Origin of the sequence: Ferruginibacter sp. (assembly GCF_049840995.1) — a bacterium.
Classification (GTDB): domain Bacteria; phylum Bacteroidota; class Bacteroidia; order Chitinophagales; family Chitinophagaceae; genus Ferruginibacter.
This window is the reverse complement of sequence record NZ_JASGIP010000003.1, coordinates 1,728,557-1,744,497: the sequence shown is the minus strand read 5'-3', so window position 1 is coordinate 1,744,497 and position 15,941 is coordinate 1,728,557. Positions and strand designations below refer to the sequence as shown.

Below are 15,941 nucleotides of genomic sequence, written 5' to 3'. Positions count from 1 at the left end.
ACATGGCAGAATACAGGTATTTCGACAGGGATATAAGCTGGCTTTATTTTAATGAAAGGGTTTTGGAAGAAGCCGCCGACAGCAGCGTGCCATTGATAGAACGGATCAGGTTCCTCGGTATCTATTCTTCCAACCTGGATGAATTTTATCGTGTACGCATGCCTGTTTTAATGGCATTGCACGAAATAAAGATACCCGGCAACGATCAACAGAGTTATTATAGCGAAGCCAGTACGCTCATCAGCAAACAACTGGATTTTTTTGGCAGTACTTTGCGGCAGCAGATCATTCCTGCGCTTAAAGAAAACAATATCTGCCTGGTATACAACGAACCTGTTCCCACCGCCATCAAAGCAGCTACTGATGAATATTTTTACAATGTACTGGCTGCTTATACCGAGATCATTGATCTTGAAAAAGACAGTTCTTTCTTTCCGGAAAACAATAAACTGTACATCGCCGTTGCTTTTAATAAAGCAGGCAAGGCCGGTATCCGCATTGTAAATATTCCTTCTGCGCAGGTATCCAGGTTCTTTACCATTACCGCAGCAGAAAAGACCTATATCGTTTTCATTGACGATATTATCAAGAACAATCTTTCGTTTATTTTTCCCGGTGGTGAAATTACCGGGGCTTATAGCATCAAGGTCACACGGGATGCAGAACTGGACCTGCAGGATGAATTTGAAGGAGATATTGCAGAAAAAATAGAAACACAGATCAGCCGCAGGGATTATGGTCTGGCTACAAGATTTCTTTACCAGCCCGATATGCCCGAAGCTATTTTAGCTGCTATTATTCAGCAGTTCAAATTATCGGGTGCAGGCATTGTGCAGGGTGGTTTTTATCACAACCTGAAAGACCTTTCCGCTTTTCCGTTAAGCACACCTGCATTACTGTATACCAAACAACCGCCTGTCAATATTAAGATCGCAGCGCCTTCATTATTAGCTGCTATACAGCAAAAGGATATACTGGTACACCCGCCTTACCAGTCGTACGATACAGTGCTGCGTTTTTTTAACGAGGCAGCTATTAACGAAAACGTGGAAGAAATTTATACCACCATGTATCGTGTGGCCAATGATTCCCGCATTGTGCATGCTTTGATAAGCGCCGCAAAGAATGGTAAAAAAGTGACGGCCTTTGTGGAATTAAAAGCAAGGTTCGACGAAGCCAATAATATAAAATGGGCCAAAGTGATGAAGGCCGCAGGTGTAAAGATCATTTACAGCATACCTAAATTAAAAGTGCATGCAAAAGTTGCATTGGTAAAAAAGAAAGACCAGGAACGCATGCAGTATATTGGTTTGCTGGCCACCGGCAACCTGAATGAGAGCACTGCAAAATTTTACACCGATCATATTTTATTGACGGCTAACGGCGCTATGTTGCGGGAGCTGGAACTGCTGTTCATTTTTTTAAGCCAGCGTAAAAAAACTGATGATACCAATAAGATAAAATTTGAACACTTACTGGTAGCACAATTCAACCTGCAGAAAAAATTCCTTTCGTTGATCGATAACGAGATCAGCAATGCGCAAAAAGGATTGCCGGCCGGCATTACCATCAAGCTGAACAACCTGGAAGAAGAAGTGCTGATCAATAAATTATACGAAGCAAGCAATGCCGGTGTAAAGATCAACCTGGTGGTACGGAGTATTTGCCGCATAGTACCGGGCATGCAAAACATGAGTGACAATATTACAGTTAAACGCATTGTGGACAGGTATTTGGAACATGGCAGGATATTCATTTTTACCAATGGTGGTTCGGAATTATATTTTTTAGGCTCCTCCGACTGGATGAACAGGAATATCTACAGGCGCATAGAAGTATGTTTCCCGTTGTACAATAAGCAATTGCAGCAACAGGTCAGGGAGATCATCAACCTGCAGTTGAATGATAATGCTGCGGCTGTGATGATTGATGAGCATCTTAAAAATGTACGGCAGCCGGCAACCGGTACTATCATACGTTCGCAGCTGGAGATATATAAGCTGCTGCAAAAAAACAATCATGAAAATTAAACTCTTTTTCCTGGCAATTGTTATGTATTGCGTTTCCTGCAATAACAACAGTGGTCAATACAAAAGCCCGGAAGGTTATGACCTTACGAAACCGGAAAAATTTGCCATGCCAATAGTGCTGGACGAAATTTCAGGTATCACTTTCAGCAAGGGAAGTAACGATACTATATATGCCGAACAGGATGAAGAAGGCAAGCTCTTTCATTTTAAGTTGGGCGATAAAAATATCAGCAGCACAAAATTTGGCAAAAGAGGAGATTATGAAGATCTGGCCATCAGTGATAATACCGTGATAATGTTACGCAGCGATGGCACTTTATTTTCTTTTCCTTTAAGTGAAACATCCAATAAGGAAACCGACAGTGTACAGGAATGGAAAGGGTTGGTGCCGGAAGGAGAATATGAAGGTTTGTATGCAGATGACAGCAGTAATATCTATGTTTTATGTAAAAACTGCGGCAAACAAACCAATGTGTATGTTTTAAAATTAACAGCAGGAACTATTACAGCAGCAGGCAATTTTACTATTGATGTAAAACCAATAGAAGAACTTACCGGCGATAAAAAAATAAAGTTCCACCCTTCTGCTTTGACAAAAAACCCATTAACGCACGAATGGTATATACTTTCTTCTGTAAATAAATTACTGGTAACTGCAGATAATAACTGGAACATAAAAAATGTGTATCCCCTGGATGGTTTGCTTTTCGATCAACCGGAAGGCATTGCATTCGACAAACAGGGAAATCTTTATATAAGCAATGAAAAAGGAGAAACGATAGAAGGAACAATATTGAAATTTAACTATAACAAAAAATAATGCCGCTGAAAAAACTATACCTGCTATTTTTTACTGCGCTTTTAACACAGCAACTTTCCGCACAAACAGATTCTGTGCGCAGCCGTATTATTTTTATTGGTGATGCCGGAGAAAAAAATCCACACCAGCAAAAACTGATCGATGATGCTGCATCAAAAATAATCGCCGGCAAAACAACCGTAATGTACCTGGGTGATAATATTTATCCGCAGGGCATGGGCCTGCCCGGCAGCAGCGATGAAGCGGCAACACAACAGATACTCCGCTCGCAATTTGCCCCCATGCGTAGCAAAGGCGCCATGGTGTATTTTACCCCTGGCAACCACGATTGGGACAGGATGGGCGTACATGGCCTCGAAAAGATCATTGCACAAAATAATTTCATCAAAGCGCAGCACGATCCCATGCTGAAAATGGCCCCCGAAAATGGTTGTGTGGGCCCAACTGAAATTAGCGTAGGCGACAGCATTACCATTATTGCATTTGATAGTGAGTGGTGGCTCTTCCAGCACAATAAAAAAAATCCTGCTGCAGATTGCGAGTGTGATACCCGGAAAGAATTCACCGATAAATTAGCGGAGTTATTATACAAGAACCGTTACAAAATAATTTTACTGGCAGCGCATCATCCTTTCCAGAGTTACGGGCATCATGGCGGTTATTTTTCATTTGCCGATCACCTGTTCCCATTAACGGCCATCAATAAAAATCTATACATTCCTTTACCAGTTATCGGTTCTCTGTATCCCTTATTAAGAAGCACACTGGTGAACCCGGAAGATAAAAAGCACCCGTTGTACAAAGACATGATCAAAGAGATCGATGATGTATTTGCAGGCTTCCCTAACCTGGTGCATGTAGCGGGCCATGAACATGGTTTGCAATTCATCAAATCCGATCAAACACAGGTGGTGAGCGGCGCCGGCGCAAAGAATGCTTTTGTAAAGAAAGGAAAGAATGCATTGTTTGCCGAAAAGAACAGCGGCTATGTAGTGGCCGACCTGCTTGCAGGCAACCAGTTAAGATTTACTTATTACGTAATAGGATCAACAGGTAATATTGATGCAGGCTTTAGTTACCTGCAACCTTACACCAGCGTAAAACAAATAGAAGATTCATTATACAATGCAGCTGCGGCAAGTAATAACGACAGCGCACTGGTGCAGGCAAACGCTTCGTACGATAAAGTAAGTGGTTTACACCGCTGGATGTTCGGTAATAATTACCGTAAGGAATGGGCTGCCAAAGTAAAACTGCCTGTCATAAAATTATCTACCATTAAAGGTGGTCTTACGCCTTTGCAAAGGGGCGGTGGTCACCAGTCCATGTCGCTGCGCCTGCAGGACAGTACCGGTAAAGAATGGGTATTGAGAAGCGTGAACAAATATCCCGAGGTATTATTACCCGAAGCATTGCGGGAAACATTTGCAAAAGATATCATTACCGATGCCATGAGCGCACAGCACCCCTACTCAGCTTTAACAGTGCCGGTATTGGCAGATGCTGCGGGTGTACCACACAGTAATCCCATAATTGGATTGGTAGCACCTGATAAACAACTGGGCATTTACCAGAAAGATTTTATGAATACCGTTTGTTTGCTGGAAGAACGGGAACCATTAGGAAAATCGGACAATTCGCCAAAAATGTACAAAGAGTTGTTAAAGGATAATGACAACAGCCTCGACAGTACTTTATTGCTGAAAGCAAAATTGCTGGATCTTTTATTGGGCGACTGGGACCGCCATGAAGACCAATGGCGCTGGGCCTATGAAAAAGATGGCAAGGGTAAAAAATACCTGGCCGTTCCCCGCGACCGCGACCAGGTATATCATATTATGGATGGCGTATTGCCTTCTTTTATCAACCGGCCATGGGTATTGCCGCTGCTGCACGATTTTGATGGAAAGATCAAACAGGTGAATGCCTTCTTTACCGAAAGTGATTCTATGAGCAGGCGCCTGCTCAACCAGTTCAGCTACGAACAATGGATGGCGGTGACCAATGAGTTTGTATCAAAAATAACAGATGATGTTTTAGAAAAAGCCATCGCAAAACTGCCCCCGGTCAACGGCCCTAACAGCACTGCAAAGATCCTGCAGCAATTGAAGCAAAGAAGGAGTAATATTCCTGCTGCCATGAGCAAATATTATCACTTCATCAATAAGATCGTGGATATACAAACTACTGATAAAAATGAAATGATAACCATTACGGATGCCCCCAATAAAGGATTGGAAATTGTGATCCGTAAAATAAACAAGGATGGCAAAATAAAAGAACAATTGTACAGGAGGGTATTCGATCCATCCATTACAAAAGAGATACGGTTATATGTACACGAAGGAGATGATAGCGTGATCGTGAACAACCATGCATCGATCAAACTCAGGATCATTGGAACAGAAGGCGCAAAAAAATACAGTATCATCAACAGCAGCCGCAAACTGCAATTATATGGCAAGACAAATGGTGTAAGCATCAATAATACTGGTGGTAAACTGAAACAGCATTTATCAGATGATCCCGCCAATACCGCTTATATGCCCACCAATTCGTACAACAAGATCATACCTATGTTGAATGTGGGTTATAATTTAGATGATGGCCCGATGCTGGGTGCTTCTGTAAAATTCATCAACCAGGGTTTCAGAAAGAAGCCTTATGCAAGTATGCAGATCATATCATTCACCCATGCATTTTCCTCAAAGGCATACAAGATAAATTTCCACAGCGAATGGTTGAATGCTATTGGTAAAACTGACATCATTACCAATGTAAAATTGCTGGCGCCGGATAATACACAAAACTTTTTCGGCATCGGCAACAACACCGTTTATAACAAAAGCGCTACACCTATCAAATATTACAGGGCCAGGTTCTCTATTTACCAGGCCGATGCCTTGCTGCGCAAAAGGTTTGATAAAAAGAATACTTTATCATTTGGTCCCTCCTTCCAGTACTATCACTTTGATACTGATGATAATACGGGCAGGTTTATCACCAACAGTTCGTTGATCGGCTCTTACGACAGCAGCACCATCGCCAGTGATAAGGCATTTGCCGGAATTGTTGTTAACTTTGTAAGAGATAACAGGGCCAATAAGATAATGCCGGTACGTGGCAGTTACCTGTCGTTAAAAACACAGGCTTATGCAGGCGTGAATGACCACTCAAAAAACTTCGTACAGGTAATTCCTGAATTTGCCTTTTACAAAAAACTGAGCCGCAAAGGAAATATTGTATTCGCCAACCGAACAGGCGCCGGTATCACATTTGGCAAAACCACTTTTTACCAGGCGCAGTTCCTGGGCGGGCACGAGAATTTATATGGTTACAGGCAATACCGCTTTGCCGGTGATCAGATGCTTTATAACAATGCAGAGTTGCGCATCAAGCTGGCACAGGCAGGCAGTTATATACTGCCCGGTCAATTGGGTTTGGTAGGTTTTTATGATGCAGGAAAAGTGTGGGCCGATGGGCACGACAGTAAAAAGATACACCAGGGTGTAGGAGGTGGCATCTATTTTGCGCCTGCACAAATAGCGGTATTGCAATTGGTAATGGGGCACTCACCGGAAGGCTGGTACCCTTATTTTTCACTCGGATTTAGATTTTAATTTTATGAAGACAACATTACTTGACATAACCAATGGCAGGAAAACTGCAGCAGACAATCTTGATGTAAGTATTTCCTTCAATGGTTTTATTAAACACCTGCAACAACGCATACAGGAAGAAGATGGCATTAAAAGAGAATTCTTTGAATACGTTTTATCCAAATTACATGCAGATAAGAATGCCACCGGAGATATCAGCCTCGATGAAACAGAAAAGCACAAAGAAGCGCTGTACCTCATTTACAATTTACTGGTACCTGTAATTACTGATGAAGCACAGCAGCTGTGGGGATTAAGCGTGCCCTTAAAGCCGCATATATTTTTTGGCACCAACGCCTTTTACGATCTGCTCACCAATATGGATACCGGCGCCGTAAAATGCCAGATACTGAACAATGCGGACAATGATATGCACGACAAAATGAAGATCCAATTGTTGTGCTCGCTGGTATTGGAAAAACTGTATCGTTTTCCTGCATTGCATAAAAATGAATTATCGTATTCAGTAGAAGATGAAACGACCGGGCTCATGAACTTCTTCAAAATAAATATTGATACAAGGTTTGTGGAAGTAACGGCCAAAGAAGAATTGCCCGAACTGAACCTGTTTGAACTGGCCGCAGAAATGGAGAATGCAGATTTTGACTGGAGTAATTTAGCTGCACGATTACCATTGACCTCACTCAAATTTTCCGGCTTCTCCATCATCACTGCAAAAGATATTACATCCATGCAGGCCATCGAAAATATTAAAAGCGCTATTATTAACCGGCACCCCGGAGATGAAGGCGATTATTACAAAGGCGTGGTGAGTTCGCTTAAAACCATCGTGGGCAGCAATGATATTGAATTTGGCTTACTGCCTGTTTTTAAACTTAACAATAAGCTGGTGATCACCCGTGAGAACAGAACGCATAATATGATGGTAAGAGTGTTTGGCACTATGGATCAGCAGGATGATTTTTACCAGCGCACTGAGGCCTATCTTGAAAACCCTAGAGTGATACTGTACAGCAATATCAATACCGATAATAAAGAACATAAATACCTGAGTTATCTTTACCAGAATGGCATTGTATCCTACGCATTGTTCCCGGTGTATTCCGGCACCCATTTGGCAGGTGTGGTAGAAATATTTTCTAAAAAAGAAAACCTGCTTACTGCAACCACGCTCACCAAGCTGGAACCTGCATTGCCTTTATTATCACAATTGTTCCAGCACCATATCGATGAATTCAGCAGGAATATTGAAAACATCATCAAGGAAAAATTCACTTCGCTGCAACCTGCTGTGGAATGGAAGTTCAGGGATATTGCATTGAGTTATTACGACAGCAATGAAGACAGCGGTAAAAAGAAGACAGATGAAAAGATCATCTTTAAAGAAGTGTATCCTTTATACGGCGCCGTTGATATCCGCAACTCCACAGTAGAAAGGAACAACGCCCAATCTGCCGATCTTATCGTTCAGTTCAAACTCATCATCACCACTTTAAAAGAAATAAAAAAGCAGGTGAATATCACGTTGGCCGATGAGCTGATATTTAAATGCAATACCTGGTTAAAAGCCATTGAAACAAAAAATATCAACGAGGATAATTTAAAGATCACGGAGTTCCTGGATGAAGAGATCAATCCTTTCCTGGATTATTTTAAGAACAATAATCCATTGGTAGAGCCTGTTATCACGCAATACTATCAATCCGTTAATGAAGAGAACGGCATAGTGCATCATAACCGCAGGGTGCTGGAAAAATCCATGCAAACCATCAATGCGGCCATCAATCAATACCTGGAATTATTCAGGGATGAAGTGCAGTTATCTTATCCCTGCTATTTCGAAAAATTCCGTACGGATGGTATTGAGTACGATATTTATATCGGGCAATCAATAACACCGCAAAAGCCTTTCAATAATTTGTATTTAAAAAACATCCGTTTGTGGCAACTGAATTCGATGGTGGCCATAGCACGCATTACGCAGGCATTGCAACCCGAGCTGGAAAAGAAACTGGAAACAACACAACTCATCTTTATCCGTTCATCTGCCATTGATATTGCTTTCCGCAATGATGAACGCCGCTTTGATGTGGAAGGGTCCTACAATATCCGTTACCAGATCATTAAAAAACGTATTGATAAAGTACATGTAAGAATTACCGGCGAAAGGCTTACACAACCCGGTAAAATTGCATTGGTATATTTCAATAAAAAAGAAGCGGACGAATACCTGGAATACATTAAATACCTGCAGAGTAAAAACCTATTGAAAAAAGAAGTGGAATTTTTAGAGCTGGAAGAGTTGCAGGGTGTATCGGGCTTAAAAGCCATCCGCGTAAGCGTGGTGCTGCACGAAACAACGGTTGCAGAAAGAAAGACCATTGCTGCATTAGAAGGAAAATTAAATTAAGTACAATAATAAAAAGTCCGTCAAGCCTGAGGCTTGACGGACTTTTTTATTTTATATCCTTACATTCTTTCCAAACATTGCTTTCATTTCATCTTCCGAAATATTTTTAAACTCAGGTTTTATGGACTGTTGTTTACCGATCACAAAATCTTCCTTGCATTGCATGATCTGCCCGTTACTTTTTGTAAAAGCAACAAACGTCACTTCCTGGCCCACTGGTAATCCCTGCAGTATATAGCGCATGCCGCTGCTCTTGCCTAAGCTGCCATTCATCAGCCCATTGAATGATTTGTAAATAATAAAATATTGTATATCCGGTTTATCCAGTGTGATGGGCAATTCCAGCGGCACTTCTGTTTTTTGAGGGTTATCATAAAAACGATCGCAGTTGATCCACCCCAGCCTGTTGATGGATGAAGGTGCATAATAACGTTGCACCTGCCCGGTCAAAGAATTTTCTTCTGTCACCCTGTTCCATTCTTCGGTATATTTTTGATTGGCTTCGCGGTAAATGGCTAATCTTTTCTCTTCTTCGCATACAGAATCTTTTTCTTTAGCCAGTTCAGTGCTCGATATCATGCGATACATTTTATACCAGCGGTCATGTTCTCTAAAATAAAACGGACTCCTTTTATAGCCGACTGTTTTTGTCAGGTCTATCGTCATTGTATCAATAATCTTATCAATACCCCTGCTTTGCAAAGTTGCCACCATTTCTTTCAGGCTCATCGTTTTGTTATCAAATATCACTTTGCTTTCTATAGAATTGTAAAGCTGGTATTTATTGTTTTTATAGGTTTTGTTGAACACACTGTCCGGGTAAGGGGGCTCGTATATTCTCAGATCAACATGCTGGCTAAAACTCAACGGTTGTTCCATCGGCAGCCAGTTCATATTACCTTCATCATCTCTTTTGCCATAAAACAATTCCATATCACTATCCTTCAGTTTAGGAAAATCTACCTGCAGGTGAGCGCCTTTTTTGATCTGTATCTTTTTACTGCCACTTTCCATACCGATAAAATAACTGCCGCCCGAAGCCAGCAAGCGGCCATTGCTCATAGTGGCAGCATTGCTGCGGAAAAGGTCGGCACTGTTGGTCAGTTCAACAATGCTGATCGCGATCTCACTATTAACAGGGCTGCCATCTTCATACTGCAGCGATGCAGGATTCACCGTGACCTTTAAACCTCCTTTTGCAGTTACAACAGACACACGGCTGGCAGCAACTACAAAATGCTGTGCACAGTTCGCAATAAACTGGTCGTTATAAGATAAGATACGCAGCGCATCTACAGCAGGAGCCATAGCAGCGCTGTTTTTTTCCGGGCTAACTGTACTTGCCGTATCCGGAACTGTTTTTCTTTCATTGCAGGAAAATAAAATGGCAGCGCATAGCGCTAATGCTGCATAAACACGTTGTGTTGGCATAAAAGGGCAGTTTTGATGGTTATAAAATGGAGGGAGACAACCAAACAACGACCACTGTTAAAATTATTGTATAAATGGAGTGCTAAGAATTTGTTAAAGGAAAATAGTGGTAGGTGAATTTGAAGTGAACTGCTCGCTTATGATTTCTTCTTAAATTTTATTTTCCAACCAGCACCGATGCCGATCCAGCTATAACTTGATCTGTTCAGATCATTTAAATAAGAAAATTTTGCTGACAGATCAATGTTGAAGCCTTCTGAAATTTTTACAAGATAACCTGCGCCAATATCAAGATTAATACCTGTCCCTTTAGCAATCGCTCCCGTTAATATCGTCAGTCCGGACCTGGCTTCCACGTAAAAATTTGAATAAATAGTATAATTGAATCCCAGTTGGATAGGGATCATTTCAGCCTTTGGAGATTTCGGAAGTGTATCTTTTTTATTCCAGTAAGCATAACCAAGACCGGCTAACAGGCTGCCCTTTTTTGAAATGGAGCGATAGCCTGTTACATACAGACCATTGCCGGATTTAAAGTTCCTGGCAAAACTTCCCAATGGCATTTCAATTGCTCCCTGCATTTTTAAATAGGTATTTTGTTTTTGTGCAGAACAAAAACCGGTGCCTATAAAAACAAATAAGATCGATAAGATATTTTTTTTCATCCAGGAAATTAATGCCCGATATCAAAGAAGTAAAATTTTTTTTATTCCAGCAAGTCAAACTTTACAACTGTGTTGTTTTAGGCATAAATCGTGTTGTTTTGCCGATAACTGTGCCAGGGCGATACAGCACTTATACTGTAGCTATACTGTAACACACCTGCTTTAACCTTGCCATATATCCGCATCAGAAGTATAGCTACCTCAGGCTGACTTTACACCATCCCGATAGCATCTCCGCGGCAATAGTAAGGCTACTCCGGCGTAAATTGGATGCAAGCCGCTTGCGAAGTGCTGGCTTCACCACTCACCAAACGGTTCAGGTCGCTTAAAGCGCCCCGACCCTCAATTCACGACTCACCACTCACGCCGCACGTCTAACGAAACGGTTCAGGCCGCGGGGAGCGTCCCGACCCGGCAACAAAAAAGCGGCAGTCTTTTACAACTGCCGCCTTAACTATCTTAAACAATTTGTATTAATGATGATGATTGTGCATCATACCATTCAACTCTTCACCGGTCACTTCTTTTTCTTTTGCCTTTACCTGTGTTTCTATAAAGTTGAATAATTTATCGGTGATCAAACGACGGTAGCTGGCATCCACTTGCTTTTCGTCTTTCATCATGCGGTCGATATAGCTTTCTATCCAGCTGGTATCGTCGCCCAGTTGCACCGCACCAAAATAACGCATGATCTCTGCCTTCATACTATCCCTCAATTCTTCATTGGTAACCTGCAGTTTGTTATCCTGTACCAGTTTATCACTGATCAGCGTCCATTTTAACTGGTTGCTGAAACCAGGAAATTCAGCTTCCGCTTCTTCGGCAGTTTTAGGATTTTCGCCACCGGTCTGTAACCAGCGCTTTAAAAAATCTTCCGGAAAAGACATGGTTGTTTCATCGATCAGGTAATGATACAATTGATCCTGTAATTGATTCTTACTTTGTGCATCCCAGTATTGCTGTATCTCTTCTTTGATAGAAGCTTTTAATTCATCCGCTGTTTTAATATCCTTTGCGGGATAAATCTCTTTAAAGAAAGTTTCATCCAGTTCTCTTTTTTCAACCAAACCAATTTTTACAATTTCAAGATTGAAATATTTTTTGGCGGCATCCTTATCAGCTGCATCAAAGCCCAGGTCCTGCAGCATCATTGCCAGTTTATCATCATCAAAAGCTTTGCTCAATTGAGCGGTTACCACTTCACCTACTTTTTTACCGGTGAATTTTTTCTGTATCGCTGCGGTAAAATATTTCAGTATCACCGAATTTTCTTTTGATACACCACCTTCCACTACTGTACCTTCTTTATCGGCTTCGGTAAATAAAATGTTCAGTACATTTTCTTCGTTATCCACTGTTTCAGGTTCGGTCATTTTACCGCCCTTTATCTGCATACGGGTAATTTCTTCATCCACCATGGCATCGGTAGCCGCTACTTTATGCAGGGTAACTTTTGCCTTGCTTACATCGGCCAGGGTATAATCAGGTTTCAATCCCATTTCAAAACCAAATTCATAATCGCCGGGATTGTTGATGTCCAGCTTTGTTACATCATTGGTCAAAGGTAGTGGCTGCGCAAAAATTTCCGGCTTTTCAGTATTCAGGTAATTGTACAATTCCTTCTCCACTGTTCTTAAAACCTCGTCGGTAAAAATAGAGCTGCCGTACATTTTTTTGATCATGCCTGCAGGCACCATTCCTTTTCTGAAACCGGGAATATTGGCGGTTTTGCTGTATTCTTTCAGCTTTTTATCAAAGGCGGGAAAATAATCGTCTTTACTTACTTTAACAGTTAATTTGTCGTGCAACAAACCAATGTTTTCTCTTACTACTGTAGCCATTTAAAAATGTTGATTGGTTAATTTGTTTATTAGTTAATTAGTTATAGCCTTCTTCCCTGAGTACCAATTAACTAATTAACCAGTTAACTTTAAAAAAGTCCGGATGATAGGGGTCGAACCTACATGGATTGCTCCGCCAGATCCTAAGTCTGGTGCGTCTGCCAATTTCGCCACATCCGGTTATTAAATATTCTTTTTACCTGGTGCTTCTGCTCCCGCCTTAGGCAGGACCACATCCGGTTATTTAATACTCTTTATTAATGCTGGTGTGTCTGCTCCCGCCCCAGGCGGGACCACATCCAAGTATTAAATATTCTTTCTTACCTGGTGCTTCTGCTCCCGCCTTAGGCAGGACCACACCCGGTTAAGGGGTGCAAAAGTAAGGGATTTATGCAAAACAGGAAAGGGAAATTATGCTAAAAATGGGTGGGCCGGGTGTTTAAAACCAGGTCAGTATATTTTTTTACTTTTCACTTAATTGAACCACATAGACACATAGGATACGTAATAAAAACTGTGTTTTGGCACTCCTATGTCCTCTACGTGCCTATGTGGTAGAAAAAAAGGCAGCGGGTGTTAAACCAGCTCAGTATGATTTTTCATTTTTTGTGCAATTGAACCACATAGGCACATAGTACACATAGTTAAAACTGTGCTTTAGCACATTTATGTTCCCTATGTGCCTATGTGGTAAAATCCTCCATAGTGTTTAAAAATCATTGTGTTTCAATCCTTAATCTTCCTGGTGTACCTTTTCACCAAAAACCACTTTTTAATCTTAAATTCGTAAGTACTGATATGGAAACAACGATCGACATACCCAAATACAACCTCACCGAGGAGGAAGAGAAAAAAGAGATACTACGCCAGTACCGGGGCCTTTTACGTGTTTTAAAGCCCAAGCTTAAGCCGGGAGATAAAGAACTGGTAAGGATAGCATTTGAAATGGCTGCCGAAGCCCATAAAACCATGCGGCGCAAAAGCGGTGAACCCTATATACTGCATCCGCTGGCCGTGGCCAAGATATGCGTGGAAGAGATCGGCCTGGGCGTACGCAGCACCATTTGCGCCTTGCTGCACGATACCGTGGAAGATACGGACATCACCCTCGATGATATCAAAAGGGAATTCGGCACCGAGATAGCAAAGATAGTGGACGGGCTTACCAAGATAAGCACGGTGATGGATACCAATACCTCGCAGCAGGCAGAGAATTTTAAAAAGATACTGCTCACCCTTACCGATGACCCGAGAGTGATACTGATAAAACTGGCCGACCGCCTGCACAATATGCGTACCATGGACAGCATGAAGCGGGAAAAGCAGTTAAAGATCAGCAGCGAAACGGTATATGTATATGCTCCGCTGGCCCACCGTATGGGCTTGTACAATATCAAAACAGAGATGGAAGACCTGTCCATGAAATACATGGAGCCGGATACGTACCGCTACATTGCCCAAAAACTCAACGATACAAAAAGAGAAAGGACCAAATACATCAATGATTTTATAAGGCCATTAAAAGAAAAACTGGAAAAAGCGCATTTTGATTTCGAGATATACGGAAGGCCTAAAAGCATCCACTCTATCTGGACCAAGATGAAAAAGAAGGGCGTATCCTTTGAAGAAGTGTATGACCTTTTTGCCATTCGTATTTTGGTAAACGCTTCCCTGGAAAAAGAAAAAGAAGAATGCTGGAAAGTGTACAGCATCATTACCGATGCCTACAATCCTTCGCCGGAAAGATTAAGGGACTGGTTGAGCAATCCTAAAAGCAATGGATATGAAGCATTGCATACTACTGTAATGGGCCCGCAGGGTAAATGGGTGGAAGTGCAGATACGCACCAAGCGCATGAACGAAATTGCTGAAAAAGGTTTGGCGGCGCATTGGAAATACAAAGAGGGTAAGGATGATGAAAGCCGCTTTGATAAATGGTTTCACCAGATAAGGGAAGCGCTGGGCAACCAGGATACCAACTCGCTGGATTTTTTACAGGATTTTAAAACCTCTTTTCTTGCCGAAGAAATTTATGTATACACACCCAAGGGTGAGATACGTATGCTGCCTGTAGGCGCCACCGCACTGGATTTTGCTTTTAGTGTACACACGGCCGTTGGTAGCCGTTGTATTGGCGCCAAAGTGAATCATAAACTGGTGCCCATTGGTACCAAGCTGCGCAGTGGCGACCAGATTGAAATTATTACCAGCGCCAAGCAAAAGCCCAGCCAGGAATGGTTGAATCTTGTTGTTACCACCAAAGCAAAAACAAAGATCAAGGATACTTTAAAAGAAGAAAAAAGAAAAGTGGCCGAGGATGGCAAACATATACTGCAGAAAAAACTGGAAGCCATCGGCGGTATGATGACGCAGCACAATATGGAAGAGCTGGCTTCATTTTACAAACTCAATTCATCGCTGGACCTGCTGTACGAGATCGCTATTAAAAAGATCGATCTGAAAGAATTGAAAGATTTCACCGCTTCCGGCGACAGGCTGTTCTTTCCCAAACCGGCTGTAAAACCAGAAGAAGAAAAAACAGAAACCGAAACGAAGCACAGCGGTAAAAAAGACAAGGATGCCGAGCTGATCATCTTTGGCGAAAGCAGCGATAAGATACAATACACGCTGGCCAATTGCTGCAAACCCATTCCCGGCGATGATGTGTTTGGTTTTGTAACCACCGGTGAAGGTTTAAAGATACACCGCACCAACTGCCCCAATGCCGCCAGGCTGCTGGCCAATTACGGCCACCGGGTGGTAAAAACAAAATGGGCGAAGAATAAAGAGATCTCTTTCCTTACCGGTTTAAAGATCATCGGGCTGGACGATGTGGGTGTGATACACAAGATCACCAACCTGATCAGCGGCGAAATGAAATTCAATATTGCTGCTATGACCATTGAAGCTGCCGAAGGGATCTTTAAAGGCAATATCAAAATATTTGTACACGATAAAGACGAACTGGATGAGCTGGTAAGAAGGCTTACAGACCTGCCGGGTATTGAAAGGGTGGACAGGTATGATACTGAATAACGATCCAGGCCGCTTAAAGCGTCCCGGCTCGAATTAACATTAGGTTTACCATTCAATACAACCATTCCGGCGAAAAACGCATCATATT

The 15,941-nt window shown here is 42.0% G+C and carries 8 protein-coding genes and 1 tRNA gene; 5 read left to right on the top strand and 4 right to left on the bottom strand.

Annotated elements, in window-relative coordinates; genetic code table 11:
• Positions 1–2 precede the first annotated feature (2 nt).
• The 4 genes from ppk1 to QM738_RS09260 are packed head-to-tail and all read left to right on the top strand — an operon-like array spanning position 3 to position 8,880.
• A complete protein-coding gene (ppk1, locus tag QM738_RS09275; RefSeq protein WP_462276410.1) occupies positions 3–2,030 on the top strand; it encodes a polyphosphate kinase 1 in 2,028 nt (675 codons plus the stop codon).
• On the top strand, positions 2,020–2,850 hold the full coding sequence (locus tag QM738_RS09270; RefSeq protein ID WP_462276409.1) for an SdiA-regulated domain-containing protein: 831 nt from the start codon (positions 2,020–2,022) through the stop codon (positions 2,848–2,850). The genes ppk1 and QM738_RS09270 overlap by 11 nt, the downstream gene beginning before the upstream one ends.
• Entirely contained in the window at positions 2,850–6,470 is a 3,621-nt protein-coding gene (locus tag QM738_RS09265) for a BamA/TamA family outer membrane protein (protein ID WP_462276408.1), read from the top strand. The genes QM738_RS09270 and QM738_RS09265 overlap by 1 nt, the downstream gene beginning before the upstream one ends.
• A gap of 4 nt (positions 6,471–6,474) precedes the next feature.
• Positions 6,475–8,880 carry a CBS domain-containing protein gene (locus QM738_RS09260; protein WP_462276407.1) on the top strand — a complete coding sequence of 802 codons (2,406 nt, stop codon included), beginning with the start codon at positions 6,475–6,477 and terminating at the stop codon, positions 8,878–8,880.
• A gap of 51 nt (positions 8,881–8,931) precedes the next feature.
• Here the strand turns inward: QM738_RS09260 and QM738_RS09255 are convergent, their stop codons facing one another.
• The 4 genes from QM738_RS09255 to QM738_RS09240 form a co-directional block, all read right to left on the bottom strand.
• On the bottom strand, positions 8,932–10,311 hold the full coding sequence (locus QM738_RS09255; protein ID WP_462276406.1) for a hypothetical protein: 1,380 nt from the start codon (positions 10,309–10,311) through the stop codon (positions 8,932–8,934).
• 137 nt (positions 10,312–10,448) lie between these two features.
• A complete protein-coding gene (locus tag QM738_RS09250) occupies positions 10,449–10,976 on the bottom strand; it encodes a hypothetical protein (RefSeq protein WP_462276405.1) in 528 nt (175 codons plus the stop codon).
• 473 nt (positions 10,977–11,449) lie between these two features.
• Positions 11,450–12,817 (bottom strand): trigger factor, encoded by a 1,368-nt coding sequence (gene tig, locus QM738_RS09245; protein WP_462276404.1) that lies wholly within the window; start codon positions 12,815–12,817, stop codon positions 11,450–11,452.
• Between the two features lie 98 nt (positions 12,818–12,915).
• Positions 12,916–12,997: transfer RNA gene (locus tag QM738_RS09240), tRNA-Leu, on the bottom strand.
• A gap of 618 nt (positions 12,998–13,615) precedes the next feature.
• Here QM738_RS09240 and QM738_RS09235 point away from each other — a divergent pair.
• Positions 13,616–15,853 (top strand): RelA/SpoT family protein, encoded by a 2,238-nt coding sequence (locus tag QM738_RS09235; protein WP_462276403.1) that lies wholly within the window; start codon positions 13,616–13,618, stop codon positions 15,851–15,853.
• Positions 15,854–15,941 lie beyond the last annotated feature (88 nt).